12 protein-coding genes are annotated in these 13045 nt (G+C 64.1%); 5 read left to right on the top strand and 7 right to left on the bottom strand.

Going from position 1 to position 13045, the window contains the following annotated elements; genetic code table 11:
- Positions 1-57 precede the first annotated feature (57 nt).
- Complete coding sequence (locus HSO01S_RS05385) at positions 58-807, bottom strand: SDR family oxidoreductase (protein ID WP_066039527.1); 750 nt, start codon at positions 805-807, stop codon at positions 58-60.
- 203 nt (positions 808-1010) lie between these two features.
- On the opposite strand from HSO01S_RS05385, the gene HSO01S_RS05380 reads away from it, so the two are divergent.
- Positions 1011-1856 (top strand): helix-turn-helix transcriptional regulator, encoded by an 846-nt coding sequence (locus HSO01S_RS05380; protein WP_066039526.1) that lies wholly within the window; start codon positions 1011-1013, stop codon positions 1854-1856.
- A 379-nt stretch (positions 1857-2235) separates the two neighbouring features.
- Here the strand turns inward: HSO01S_RS05380 and HSO01S_RS18655 are convergent, their stop codons facing one another.
- Positions 2236-2712 carry a DUF6301 family protein gene (locus HSO01S_RS18655; RefSeq protein ID WP_157078926.1) on the bottom strand — a complete coding sequence of 159 codons (477 nt, stop codon included), beginning with the start codon at positions 2710-2712 and terminating at the stop codon, positions 2236-2238.
- A gap of 76 nt (positions 2713-2788) precedes the next feature.
- Here HSO01S_RS18655 and HSO01S_RS18650 point away from each other — a divergent pair, with 76 nt between their 5' ends.
- The 3 genes from HSO01S_RS18650 (at position 2789) to HSO01S_RS05370 (ending at position 5256) form a co-directional block, all read left to right on the top strand.
- Positions 2789-3010: a hypothetical protein gene (locus HSO01S_RS18650; RefSeq protein ID WP_157078925.1), complete on the top strand. Its 222-nt coding sequence runs from the start codon at positions 2789-2791 to the stop codon at positions 3008-3010.
- Positions 3011-4067: 1057 nt separating this feature from the next.
- Positions 4068-4730 carry a hypothetical protein gene (locus HSO01S_RS05375; protein ID WP_066039525.1) on the top strand — a complete coding sequence of 221 codons (663 nt, stop codon included), beginning with the start codon at positions 4068-4070 and terminating at the stop codon, positions 4728-4730.
- A 172-nt stretch (positions 4731-4902) separates the two neighbouring features.
- Positions 4903-5256: a hypothetical protein gene (locus tag HSO01S_RS05370; RefSeq protein ID WP_157078924.1), complete on the top strand. Its 354-nt coding sequence runs from the start codon at positions 4903-4905 to the stop codon at positions 5254-5256.
- 849 nt (positions 5257-6105) lie between these two features.
- Here HSO01S_RS05370 and HSO01S_RS05365 read toward each other — a convergent pair.
- On the bottom strand, positions 6106-7782 hold the full coding sequence (locus HSO01S_RS05365; RefSeq protein ID WP_066039523.1) for an FAD-dependent oxidoreductase: 1677 nt from the start codon (positions 7780-7782) through the stop codon (positions 6106-6108).
- 152 nt (positions 7783-7934) lie between these two features.
- Here HSO01S_RS05365 and HSO01S_RS05360 point away from each other — a divergent pair, with 152 nt between their 5' ends.
- The gene (locus HSO01S_RS05360) at positions 7935-8480 is read left to right on the top strand and encodes an MmyB family transcriptional regulator (RefSeq protein ID WP_157078923.1); all 546 of its coding nucleotides are present in this window, start codon (positions 7935-7937) and stop codon (positions 8478-8480) included.
- 20 nt (positions 8481-8500) lie between these two features.
- Here the strand turns inward: HSO01S_RS05360 and HSO01S_RS05355 are convergent, their stop codons facing one another.
- The 4 genes from HSO01S_RS05355 to HSO01S_RS05340 are packed head-to-tail and all read right to left on the bottom strand — an operon-like array spanning position 8501 to position 12880.
- Complete coding sequence (locus HSO01S_RS05355) at positions 8501-9220, bottom strand: hypothetical protein (RefSeq protein WP_066039521.1); 720 nt, start codon at positions 9218-9220, stop codon at positions 8501-8503.
- A gap of 15 nt (positions 9221-9235) precedes the next feature.
- Positions 9236-10093: an alpha/beta fold hydrolase gene (locus tag HSO01S_RS05350; RefSeq protein ID WP_066039520.1), complete on the bottom strand. Its 858-nt coding sequence runs from the start codon at positions 10091-10093 to the stop codon at positions 9236-9238.
- A 13-nt stretch (positions 10094-10106) separates the two neighbouring features.
- Positions 10107-11333 carry an MFS transporter gene (locus HSO01S_RS05345; RefSeq protein ID WP_218003773.1) on the bottom strand — a complete coding sequence of 409 codons (1227 nt, stop codon included), beginning with the start codon at positions 11331-11333 and terminating at the stop codon, positions 10107-10109.
- Positions 11330-12880 (bottom strand): thiamine pyrophosphate-dependent enzyme, encoded by a 1551-nt coding sequence (locus HSO01S_RS05340; RefSeq protein WP_066039519.1) that lies wholly within the window; start codon positions 12878-12880, stop codon positions 11330-11332. The genes HSO01S_RS05345 and HSO01S_RS05340 overlap by 4 nt, the downstream gene beginning before the upstream one ends.
- Positions 12881-13045: the final 165 nt, after the last annotated feature.

Below are 13045 nucleotides of genomic sequence, written 5' to 3'. Positions count from 1 at the left end.
CCGGTGGGAATAGCGACAACAACTGACGGGTCGAGGACAGTCGGTGGTGCCGAAGCGTCAGTGGGTGCGGGAGGCCAGGAGCGCCAGGGTCTCGTCGTAGGTGCCGCGCGCGACCGCGTGCCGCAGGAACATCACGTTCTCGACCTGCACCTCGGGTGCCGAGGGCTGGGCGGCCAGCAGCGCCATCGTCTCGTCGAGGAACTCCTCGAGCGGCATCCCCATGCCGAGCTCGTCCTGGTTCATCAGGCTCGTCTGCACGGCCGGCGGCACCAGCTCGACGACCTCGACCGCGGTGTCGGCCAGCTGCACCCGAAGGCTCTCGCTGAACGAGTGGATGGCGGCCTTGGTCGCGCTGTAGGTGGGCGTGGCCGGCAGCGGCACGAATGCGAGACCCGACGACACGGTCATGATCGTGGCCGAGGGCTGCGTCTCGAGGAACGGCTCGAAAGCCGCCACCAGCCGGATCGGCCCGAGCAGGTTGGTCGTGACGGTCGCCTCGGCCACCTCGAGGAACGAGGCGTCGCGGAGATCCTCGGGCTGCATGATGCCCGCCATCGCGATCAGGGTGTCGAGCGCGGGGAAGCGCCCGGTCACGTCGTCGAAGGCGGCGGCGATCGAGGCGGGGTCGGTCGTGTCGATGCGGGCGGTGTGGATGCCGGGGTGCTCCCGGGCGATGGTCTCGAGGAGCTCGGTGCGGCGGCCGCCGACGATGACGGTGCTGCCGGCCTGCTGCAGACGGAGGGCGAGGCCCAGGCCGATGCCCGAGGTCGCGCCGGGGATGAAGACGGTGCTGTTCGTGATGTCCATGGCTCCATTCCACCCGCCGGTCGTCGCGCGGACCAGGACACGCTCATCCACTGACCGGCGTGCAGTGGATACGGTGGCGGGAACGGGGAAGAGTGGAGGATGCGGGACGCCACGGCGCCCGAAACGCATCCGTCCCGCACCGCACTGCACCGCACAACGCGCCCCACCCCACCCCACCCCACCCGCACCCCGAGGAGCACCCCATGGACCCGATCGCATTCGGCGACTTCGTGCGCACCCGCCGCGAGGTGCTGCAGCCCGAAGACGTCGGGCTCCGCCGCGGCCCCCGACGGCGGGCTCCGGGCCTCCGCCGCGAAGAGGTCGCCGAGCTCTCGGGCATGTCGGCCGACTACCTCGCCCGGCTCGAGCGTGGTTCCGGCCCGCAGCCCTCCGAGCAGATGGTCGCCGCCCTCGCCCGCGGCCTCCGGCTGACGCTCGCCGAGCGCGATCACCTCTTCCTGCTGGCCGGCCACCGCCCGCCCAGCCGCAGCGCCTCGAGCGACCACGTCAGCCCGGGGCTCATGCGCATCCTCGACCGTCTCGCCGACACCCCGGCCCAGATCATGGGCTCGCTCGGTGAGGCCCTCGTGCAGACGGATGCGGCGGTCGCCCTGCTCGGCGATCAGACCGGCCGCACCGGGTTCGTCCGGAGCGCCACCTACCGCTGGTTCGTCGAGACCGAGACGCGCAGCATCCACCCTGCCGCCGACCACCCCCACCACAGCCGGGTGAAGGCGGCGCAGCTGCGGGCCGCGGCCGCGCAGGCCGGGCCGGACTCGGAGGCGGCCGCCCTCGTGCGTCACCTGCAGGCGGTCAGCCCCGAGTTCGCCGCGATCTGGGAGCTCGGCGGGGTCGACCTGCGCTACACCGACGAGAAGCGGTTCGAGCATCCCGAGGTCGGCGACCTGACGCTGCACTGCCAGATCGTGCTCGACCCCGACCAGCAGCAGTCCCTCCTGGTGTTCACGGCGACGCCGGGCACGCCGAGCGCCGAGAAGCTCGCGCTGCTCGCCGTGCTGGGGGCGCAGCGCCTGGCGGCGGACGCCTGACCCGCAGCCTGCCCGACTGTCTGGCCGACTGACTCACCGGGTGCCTGCCTGCTTTTCTTCAAAGCTAGCGAGCGCTCGCATCAACCAAGACGTCGCATCCCGCATTCGTGTCTCGCTAACCCCCCGGAAGCGCCGGTGAGACAGGCGAATGACTGAGACGACTTGGCGAGACATTGACGATGCCCGGAATCCGGGGGAGAGGGGGCGGTCGTCGAGCCTGCGGCCGACGTCTCGTAAATCTTCAGTTTTTCGAGACGGCGCCGGTGTTGCAGATGAGGCACCCTTCCGGGCAAACAAGTCGGGCGGGGTAAACGAGCACTCCGGTAACCGCGGGGCGGGCTAAGCAGGCGTTGGCGGTCGCTACGCGCTGGTCGATCGCTTAGCGGGCGCTGTTCTCGGCCGTCTGGCTGCGCGTGCGATGTTCGACCCAGACCATTACGACACTGGTATCGCGTCGGTCGAAGAGTTGCACGCCAACATCGAGTTCGCCGGTCCGCCACCGCAGGGGTGAGGGCTGTTCCACCCAAACCCTTTCCGGCGATCCAAGCTCTTCGCTGAGACCGGCGACTAGTTCCTCGTATGCCCCGGTCGTGCTTGCACTTGCGGGCTCGGGAGCTGATGCAACGAAGAAGAAGATGCTCGTCGGCTCGCCATAAAGGCTCGAAAGCGACGCATGTTCGATGCCTGAGACGGGGTCGACCCGTCGTTGCCGCACCCCAGACGAGAGCTCGACGACCGTTTCGGCCGCATTGCCGAACCCAAGTAGCTGCAGTTCATCCAGCGCGGCTTCTTCGCTTACCAGCCATCGCCCCTTGCTCAGCGACGAGACGATGGCAACAACCCGCTCCATACTCATCTGCCCAGCATCCCCTACCTGTCGACTCTAGGGCGCGCCGAGCGGTCGCCCATCGTGCCCGAATAGGGTGTGGCTGGTGAGAGTTCGAAACTGGCTATACGTGTTGGCAGGCGGTGTTGTCATGGCGGCCGCTGCGCTCGTCGCCGCGTACGTCTACGACTATTTCGGGTCCAAAGTGGGCTTGCTTGTCACTAACGGCATGTGGTTCGTCGGGATAGCTGGTGTGCTCGTGTCTCTGGTGGCCTTAGCGATTCTCTGGTTCAAGCGCCGACGTCAATCTGTCCGCTGGTCGTTGTGACGGCAGACCCATCGGTTTACGTGCAGCGGTGGCGACATTTGGGCACCATCCGCTCGCCGATTTCTCCATGAGCGAGAAAGTTCAACCTCTTGGTCGGCATTGGCTCCTCAGCCCGATGACGCAAATGACGACTAAGCACAGTCCTGCGATAGCGGCGAAATACGGGGCGATCGCGTTCGGATTGAGAATGATCAATGTCGAGTCGACGATGACGAGAAGAACCCCCAACGCGCCTAAAAACCAGTATGCCCTGACGGCTGTGTTGTTCCCCACATACGGAACGTAGCATCCTTGAGCGTCGCGCTTCAGGGCGCCGATACCTATTGCTCAGGCGACCGCGAGCCGATCGGTTACCAGAAACTCCCATGCGCGCCTTCTAGCTCGCGTGCGCTGGGTACTATTCATCTGTGTTCCAACTCAGCGGAACGCGGATAGTCAGAGAGGCGCGGGGGCGCTGACGGTTGGGGAATCCACATGAGGCACTCGTCGTTCTTGGCTGTGGTGGGTTGGGGTTGTTCTGATCGCGGGTCTGCTCTTGGCGGCGGTAACAACGTGGGTGATTCTGCACGACGGCGGCGCCGACACCCCGTGTCAGAGTGCCGGCGGTGTCCATGGTCGATTCAGTGTTTTCCCGTTGGGCATCTCCTGCGATTCGAGTGGCGGCGTCACTCTGATCGGACCCGGAAATTGGGTGGTGACGGCCATCATTTACGTAACGCTTGCCCTGGGGGCGTTGGTGATCGTTCGGGCAGAGTTGCTCCAACGCGGCGTTGAGAAATACTTTTCAGATGAAGTGCGCGAACGCCCGTAAGACAGCGGGCATCTGGGCGCAAGCGCGCTTGTCCGGAACAATTAGTCCGGTGAGGAACCGTCAAGCGTGCATGCTTGAGGCTCTGGGTGATGTCTACTGCAGCTCGAGGCCTGGCGCAGTCATACGGCCGGGAAAATATGAAGGCGAAGGCGCGGAGGCCGTGGAAGCTGCGCTAGGGGCACTCCGTTTGGATGGAGGCATAGTGCCATTCGTCGTTGGTTCGTTCATTCTTCCTGTGCCGAACCTATGAGCCGCAACGGGCAGGCGGCCGGGCGCGGGTTGTACATCGCGGGGACGGTGATCTTCCTCGCTGGAATGACCACAACCGTGGTCATCAAGGGCATAGCCCGGGGGCCGACTTTCACCTGGATCGCAATCCCGACCCTGGCCGGCTTCCTCGTACTGGTCGTCGTGCTCCTGCTGTCGCCGAGTAGGCCATACATGCGAGCTCGCGAGTCCGCGGCCGAGATACGTTCGAGGCGTGATTCGCCTTTCGTTATCGTCGCGTTGACGTTTGTGGACACTCGCCGGGCGATGAAGAAGCTGGGCCACACGTCAGTGAGTGTTCCGAAGTTCACTCCCGTGTCGGTCTCGACGGGAACGCTCGCGCTGTGGACTGAACGGCACGGTCAGCTGCGCCCGGCGGCAGAGATACCGGCGTTCAGCATCTCCTCGATCGAGGCGGGACCGTACCCGGCGGCCGGCTTCTCTGCCAATGCGATTTGGATTCACATCCACACGCCTCCAACAAAGTTTCCGCTGATTGTCATGGACCCTTCGAGTACCAAACGACCCAAGGGGCTCGTCGACCTTGATCGCCTCGACGACATCGCAAAGACTTTTCGCGCCGAACTGCAGGCGCCGAATCAGCCTCCAGAGGATCGTGCTCCCGACTTCAACATGAAGTAAGCGATCAGGGACGCCTCGTGGTCGGTCATCGGGATCAAATCATCTGTTCCGAAACGCCTGCTGCTGTGCTTTCGTAATTCCGCAGTCGAGTATCCGGGCTAAATACTGAGATCATCACGCTGTGAACAACGTGCCTCAGCGTCAGCCTCCGCAGTGGTCGAGGGTGTCGATCGTGCTCATCTCCGAGACGCTTTCTGCCTCCGACTTCTCTCGAATCTTGAGCGTTCCAAGCGTCTCGACGAAGCTCGATCGGTGGGTCGGCGATTTCGAAGGAGATGGGGGTTTGACGGTCATGGCGAAGATTGAGAACGCGACGGCGTTCTTGGCCGACCGTGCCGATGTTCTCCGACCAGTTCTGTCGAAAGGCGATCTGCAACTGTTCATAAGTTGGTCTCCCGCCCCATCGCAAGACGGGATCGGGTTCTCGGTAACCGAGGTAGCGGTCCTCGCCGACCTGGGTGGTCGCATCCTGTTGGACACGCATGTCGATGAGGTGGACGGCGACCTTCCCAGCCTCTCCAACTGAGTGATGTATGCGGGGCTGGGCATTTCCGGTGGGCAACCGAGAGGGTGATTCGTCGGTCATCCGGCCGTCATTTAGAGCTGAAAGAAGAGGTCCGCCGAGGGATCGGTTAACGTGCACAATTCGTTCAGAAGCGGGTTTATTCGATCCGGACAATCTCGATTTGGATGCGACCTGCCAGGACGCATGGCGCCAAATAGCACTCTGAGAACGGGGCCTTTAGCGCTGTGGTTCGCGGGGAGGGGAGAGATCGTCGCAGCGCGCAGCGCGCAGCGCGCAGCGCGTGTCTCAGAATTCTTTACTTATTCGAGGCGCCGCGCGAGCGGCGCTGACCGCAGCCACGTTATGAAGGCGATCGAGGCCCGATGAGTAGCAGCGTCTACTGGCCAAGGCTCTCGCGCAATTCCTGGTAAGAGCCGGTGTCGAGTATCTCTCCGGTCGTGTCGTCGACGAACTCGACGATGACGGCGATGTCGTCGGGGACGACGTCATTGAGTCGTTGAACTCGACAGCTGTCACCGAGCTCGAATCGTAGGCGGTGAGCTCATCTGCGGCGTCCTACGCAGATGAACGCATCTGAGCGAGCATCTCGTCACGCTGCGGCTTCGTCATGGTGTAGACGACGGTGTCGCCCTCGACGGCCGCCGCGATGCCTTTCTTCTTGGCGCCGGCCACGACCTGCTGGTCGGTGAGCGAACCGTTCTGATCAAGGAGCGACCGGGCGATGCGGACATCGACGGTGACCAGCTCCTCTTCGACCTCAATCGCGGCGGAAGACCCAGTCGGTCTATGGGCTGCGTCGTCCCCGATAGCCGCACGACCGCTGAGGGCGAATGCTGCAGAGACGATCGCCTACACGTTTCCGACCGCAACATGAACGGATTTCACTGCGCTGGCCCCTTCTCCCACCGCGCCAGTGACCCTCTTCATCGAGCCCTGACGGACATCACCAACGGCAAAAACCCGCGGGATGCTCGTCTCGTACGGCAGCGGGCTCCTACCCAGCGGACGGAAAGCGGCCTCCGCCGAGGGAGGTAGGTCTGTGTCGGTCAGTAGGAATCCATCAGAGTTCAGTGCCAAGTCTCCGTTTCCGCTGCCACGCAACCATCCCGTCGCGGGTTCGGCGCCGATGAAGCAAAAAAGACCGCGGCAGTCCTGAGACCACGTCGTCCCGGTCGTATGGTCGGTGAGCTCCACTTTCTCGAGATGGCGGGCACCACTTAAACCCACGACTTCGGTGCGGGTACGGATCTCAACGAGCGGGTGCGCCTCCAGGCGGTCGACCAGGTACGAGGACATCGTCGCTCGCAGATCTGCGCGGCGAGCTGCGATTGTGACAGCTGCACCTCGCGATGCGAGATGCAAGGCCGCCTGCCCGGAAGAGTTGGCGCCGCCGATCACGGTGACGCTGCTCTGCCCACAGTCCCTGGCCTCGATCTCTGTCGCCGCATAATAGATACCGGCCCCTTCGAAGTCTGCCCAGTTGCTTATAGGCAGTGACCTGTATCGGGCGCCCGTTGCAACTATCACCGCTTTCACTCGAATTCTGACTCCATCCTCCAAGTCCAATTCGATCAATGGACCCGATGTATCCAGTGCCTTCACCTCGCACGGCGAGTAGAGATGTGCGCCGAACTTCTCTGCTTGCACCATGGCCCGCGCGGTGAGTTCCTCACCGCTCAGACCCGACGGGAAGCCGAGGTAGTTCTCGATCCGGGAGCTCGCAGCAGCCTGCCCGCCCAGCGACACCGCCTCCAGCAATATGGTGTCCAAGCCTTCGGAGGCTCCGTAGACTGCTGCGGCCAGCCCCGATGGCCCGCCACCGATTACAGCCAGGTCGACGACTTCGGCCTCCCCCCGTGGTCGGTAGGTAAGCCCAAGGTGCCGGGCCAAGTCGCCGGGAGTTGCCGTCTTCAAGGTGGCGTCTGGTGCCAGCACCACGGGCAAGTCGTCGGGGCCGAGATTCAGCTTGCGCGCCACTGCTGCTCCGTCGGGACTTTCGATATCGATCCAAGAGTGCGCGATTCTCTGGCGAGCGGCGTAGGTGCGCAGTCCTAATGCTCGTCCGTCCAAAGCGCTTCCGACGATCTCGACACCGCGTGCCCCCTGCCCACCCTTCAGGAAACGCCGCCGACTGATGAACGCCCGCAGCATGAGGTCCGACAGCTCAGGATCCTCCGCCATCACCTTTCGGAACCCCGCCGCTGTGACGCGCGTGACCGAACCGTCTTTCGTGACCCGGCCCTGCAGGAAGATCCGCTGCCCGGTCAAGAGGTTGAGCTCGCCGACGAACTCACCGGGTCCGAAAGAATCGATGACCGTCTCGTCGACCAGCATCGTCGCCGGCTGGACCACGTCGACCGCGCCTTGATGAACCAGGATGAGATCCGGCGAGACATCACCTGAGCCGAACACCGACTCCCCTGCAACCACAGTGCTGGCATTGCCATAGGCGGCCAACCTGGACATCTGTGGAGCGGACAGGACTGGATGGACGGCACGGGCATCTGCGGAAGTGAAATCGGTCATGACGCTGAAAATAGCGTTCGGTCGCCGGAGCAGCGTGGCTCAGACGGGGGCAGGATCAGACCTGCGCATCGTCGTCGTGGAATGCTGAGAAAATTCATGGTGGCCCTCTGAGGAGTACCTTCCGCATCTGCCCGGCCATTAGCGTGTAGCGCATGCCCCATACGAGTCAGGAACTACCCGATCGTGCTGCTGCCGCCGCACTGATTGCTTCGCTGACAGAGACTCCGGCTCTTGGGCTCGATAGGCACCTCACAGTTTTCGCTGCCAACGGCCTCGCTTCGGCCGTCCTGCCGTCGTCTGCCGTAGGGGCGAATATTGCGCGTGCGGTGTTTCTCGTCGAGAAGCCCTCGCATGTCGACGTCGGGTGGGGTTTGGCGTGCGAACATGTCTCGGCCGCGTTGAAAGCATCGCTGGGCCGCCATGGTGAGGATGACGAGTTCATCAGGCTGGTGGGTGAGCTCGCAGCCCTGAGCGAGGATTTCAACGATGCTTGGGCGCGAAATGTGGCGCCGACTCGCACCGGCACGTTCCGCTTCTCCACCGGGGAAACGTCGTCGGCGGAACTGACCTACACGCTCAACTCCGTCTCGGACGGGAGCGGAGATTCTGTCGTCCTGTGGGAGCCTGCTGATGAAGCCTCGGCGCTGGCCCTGCAACGTGTCAGTCCTCCCGAGGTCAGACGGTTTCGGGAGGACTGACAACGTCGGATTGACTGCCTCTATCCGATGGAGACGTCGTCGATGTCGATCGAGACGAGCAGGGGCTCCCGCACAGCATGACCGGCGTCGTCGCGCACGAAGATCTCCCGATGCTTGGGCAGCAGCAGTCCGTCGAAGAGCGTGTGCTCGGTCATGTACTCCACAGCAGGTGATCCCCCCGCGATGTCGACGGAGTAATCACGGCGACGGAGGACTCCGTCGGAGTCCGCGTACAGGACCTGAACCGGTGTGTGGGTGGCGAGGGAGCTCGGGTACGTCACCTGGAGCCTGTCCCAGACCTGACCGTCTTCCTCGGTCCAGGGGCCGAGTTCTTCCGTGACCACCCCGTCTAGGGTGAACGACTGCGGTTCGGTGTTGTAGGTCCACATGGCATATCCGGTGAAGTACGCCAGATGCAGATCGTTCCAGGGCGTCATCAGCTCGTGGCCGTTGAACGAGTCACGCGGATTCAGCAGTTCCTCGACCACGGCGCCATCTGCCCGGACGATCGCAACCCTGTCGGGGGTGAAGTCGGTATGAAGATTCGCGTCACCGAAGTTGTAGAGCTGACTGTGTTCGCGTCGGAGGTCGACCGTGAATCGACCTTCTTCGGCGATCCCGGGAACAGATTTCAGTGACCAGAATGCACCGCCGAACTGCCGTGTCGCCGAGATCTGATCGACCTCGCTCCAGCGACTTCCGCCGTGCGCGTAGATGATCTTCTCGAGTAGCGTTCCCATGATTTTCTCCGATTTCTAGATGTTCGTCGAGTCGACGAAGTCGTTGACCAGGGCCGCAGCTTCGGTCGGGTACTGGAAGATCGACGCGTGTGCGGCGTCGGGGAAGATGTGGATGCGCGCATCCGGAATCAGACCCGCGAGGATGTGGGATCCAGGAGTCGGGATCATCAGATCGTTGTCGCCCTGGAGGATCAGGGTCGGCTGGGTGATTCCGAGGAGACGTTCGAGCCGGCCGAGCGTGGGGATGCCCCAGTCGAGTACGGCGTCGTACTGCGCATCGCGCACCGCCGGTGTGGTGGGGGCGTCTCGGTCTTCGGTTCGAGTGAAGATGCGGCGAAGGAACTGGCCGCCCAGCGCTCGGCTGGTGTCGGTGTGAGCAAAGAAGATGTAGAGCAAGCTTTCCGGGGTGGGCTGGTCGTGGTGCGATTCGCGACGGATGTCCTCACGCCATCCGTGCATTCGCGGTGCACCGGATGGGCCGGTTCCCGCGAGCGTGATTGTCCGCACAGCGGTCGGACGCAGCAGTGCAAGCTCCTGAGCGACGAAACCGCCGAGCGAGAATCCGAACAGGTCGTACCGGGGGATGCCGATCGCGTCGACGAATGCCGTGATATCACGCGCCATCTGCGCGACGGAAGTGGGAACTCGGCCAGTTGATCCCCCCACGCCGGTGTTGTCGACAAGGATGACTTCGCGCTCCACGGCAATCGCGTCGATCAGGTCTGGGTCCCAGTTGTCGAGGTTGCCGCGGAAGTGCTGGAGGAAGACCATCGGAACGTCGTCGGAACTGGTGCCGAACCGTCGGTACGCGTATGTCTCCCCATTCGCAGCCGCAATTGAAAGATTGGGCGCGTTGAGTGTGGTGGTGGTCATGGTGTTCTTCCTTTCAGGGGGTGGTCGCTTCGGCGGGGACCCGCCGGGCAAGAAATGAGACGGAGATAAAGGCCCAGACTGCGAGACCGATGACGACGGCCCCGTAGGCGAGGACGATGATGGTGAGGTCAGTCACGCCCGAGAGTGTCCCGGCCACCAGGACAGGCAGGCCGTAGCTCCCGTAGGCGATCAGGTAGATGGCGGCGAATAAGCCACCGCGGTCCTGGCTTTCAGCGAGGGGTGCGAGGACTCGCAGCGATGCGCCGAACCCGGCGCCCTGACCAGCCCCTCCGGCCACGGCCCCCACGGCGACGATTAGTAGCTGTCCCGATGCGACGCCGGTTACGGCCAGGGCAGCCCCGATCACCATCAGAATCGCGCCGATAAAAGCGGAGCGCTCCGCTTTAACCCGAGTGAAGATCAACCCGAATAGGGCGGTCGACGCGGGCTGAAGTGCCACGATCACGCCGTTGAGTGCGCCGCTGTCGATGCCGAAACGGGTCCGGTCGAAGGTCGGCGCCAAACCGAGAAACAGCCCGGAGAACATCCACCCGGCTGCAACCAACGGGGCTACTCCGAGGAACCACCGGCGCGCTGAGCGCGGGATTACCAGCCGAGGACGAAGAGATTCGCGGACTCCAGGCGTTCTCGCTGATGTCTCGCGTGCGGCTCCCACGGAGACGATGCCGATGACAAGACATACGGCAAGGATGCCGAATACAAGACGCGTGGGATCGTGCACCATGTCGGTCAGGACGCCGGTGGTGAGGGCGCCGAGCGCAAGGCCGGCCACAGGGGCAACGCTCGTCACCACAGTCATTACCGGCCGGCGGCGGGCGCTACTGAGTTCGATGATGGCCGCCGCAAAAGTGCTCGTCGCTGCCCCCGTCGCAACACCTTGGAGAGCGCGGGCCGCGATGACCCATCCGACCTGATCGTCAACCCAGAACAACGCACTAGAGATGAGCATCAGGATGAGGGCGCCTATCAACACCGGGCGCCGTCCGAGGTGGTCGGAAAGGGACCCTGCCAGGAGCAAGGTCAGAAGCAGCGTGACTGCGTACACAGTGAACGCAGCGGTCAGCTCCCAGAGCGGGAACCCCCAATCTCGCTGGTAGAGAGACAGCAGCGGAGTGCCTGCCCCTGCCGCCCAGGCCACCACTACCGAGGCGAACACGATCCCAGCCAGCGGCCATGTCGTGTGCTGCTCGCCTCGCGAGCCCCAGCGTTCGCTCGTCATCGGAGCGCTCCGCTCAGATCGCGCCGTGCTCGTTCCGCGCTTGGGACACCCAGGGCAATCTCGACCGCCGCAGTGCCCTTGCAGGAGAGGAGGCGAGTAAGCGCCGAACGCGCGTCTGAGAACAGATCCAACCTCGTAACATCGATGCCGCTCAAGCCATTGGGTAGCCAGGTCGTGGCCGGGCACGGGTTCAGCAGCACCGCCTTCACCGGAAGGTCGCGGGCTGCGAGAGCCGTGAGTTGTCCGCCCAGCTGCGCCGCCCCACGCAAGCCGGCGAGGACGATCACCTGGCGTTCTGGGTCGGCGGATTGTGCGCCCCCTGCCCGCGAGACTGCATCGGCCAGCGCGCCATGCCTCATGGAACCGATCAGGCGTCGGCTTCCGTTCGTGCGGAGGTGCCGCACCGCTCGATGCCACTCCGGACCGACATCGACGGCGAAAATGGCGTCGGCGCTAGCGACTTCGCTCAACAACGCCGCAACATTCTCGGCGTCGAATGCTGCAGTGACCGCTTCGGAGCGAAACCAAACCTCTTCCATCCGACGGAGGGCCGTTGACTCGACCATGAACGCCTTGTCGGTGCGCAGCGTCAGGCAGGACGCCAGCGCTGAGAGCGTTTCCCCCACGTCACCCAAGAGCGCGAAATGCACCGCCGTGCTGCGTCCAATACGGCGGGCATCCCGATCGATCTGAATTACGAGCGTTCCCGGGGCAATGAACCCCGGGTAGGCGAAGTCCGTTCCGATGAGCACGACGGTATCGGCGCGGGCAAGAGCGTCGCGTGCCGCTGAGTGGCCTGAGTCTCCTACAAGCCCGATGTCGTAGGGGTTTCCCCACTCCAGGTTCTCCTTACCGCGGAGCGTGTGCGCTATGGGTGCCTGCAGAATGCAGGCCAGAGCCAGCACCTCATCATGGGCGTCCGCCGTTCCGCCTCCCGCCACGAGCACCACGTTCCGGGATGCGCCCAACGCCATCGCCGTACGGTGTAGGTCGTCCGCATGCGGAACTCTCCTTGGAGCATCGGGTGCAGCGGTCGCCGGGAGCTCGACTGTTCCGGCTGCGTTTTGCCGGGCCAATTGTGAGGCAGAGAAGGCGACGACTGCGACAGAGCGCTCTTCGAGAGCGAAGTGCGCGGCGCGCGCGATGGCGCTCGGCAGGTGCAGGCCGTCGTGGACGACTTCGCAGCGCGCACCGCCGTCGGCAAGGGCCTGCAGCCTTTCGGCTGCGGCGCGGTCCGTGGGCGCACCGGTCAGGAGTACAAGCGCGATAACCGCAGCGTCGGTGCGGATGATGTTCGCGACGCCGTCAAGGAAGCCGTCGTTCGCCAGCCACCCGGCACAGGCCGCGAGCTCGCTAGTCACGGCAGACTCCCCGGCGGCGGCGCCCGGCGCTGCCGAGCCCTCCGGCGACAGAATGACGGGAACGGGCTCCGCCGTCGGCCCCGCCGCGTTCCGGACGAGCGCCTTCGTCTCTGCATCCGCGATGTGAACCTGACGCACACCGTGTGTGCGCAAGTCGCGCAGCAGGTCGTCCGCATTGATTTGCATGGCTGGCTCTCCCTTCGATCGGCTGGCCTGATCAAACGGTAGGCAGACTCGACAGGGCGGTCATGGCCCTTCCACGGACAGGCTGCCCATGGGGCTGTTCCCCGTGAGGTCACCCTCTTTCGAAGCTCTCTTCCTACGCTGAATAGGTGATCCGAAGGGAGCTGC

The organism is Herbiconiux solani NBRC 106740, assembly GCF_001571005.1.
Lineage (GTDB): Bacteria > Actinomycetota > Actinomycetes > Actinomycetales > Microbacteriaceae > Herbiconiux > Herbiconiux solani.
This window is presented reverse-complemented; position numbering and strand designations above follow the sequence as displayed.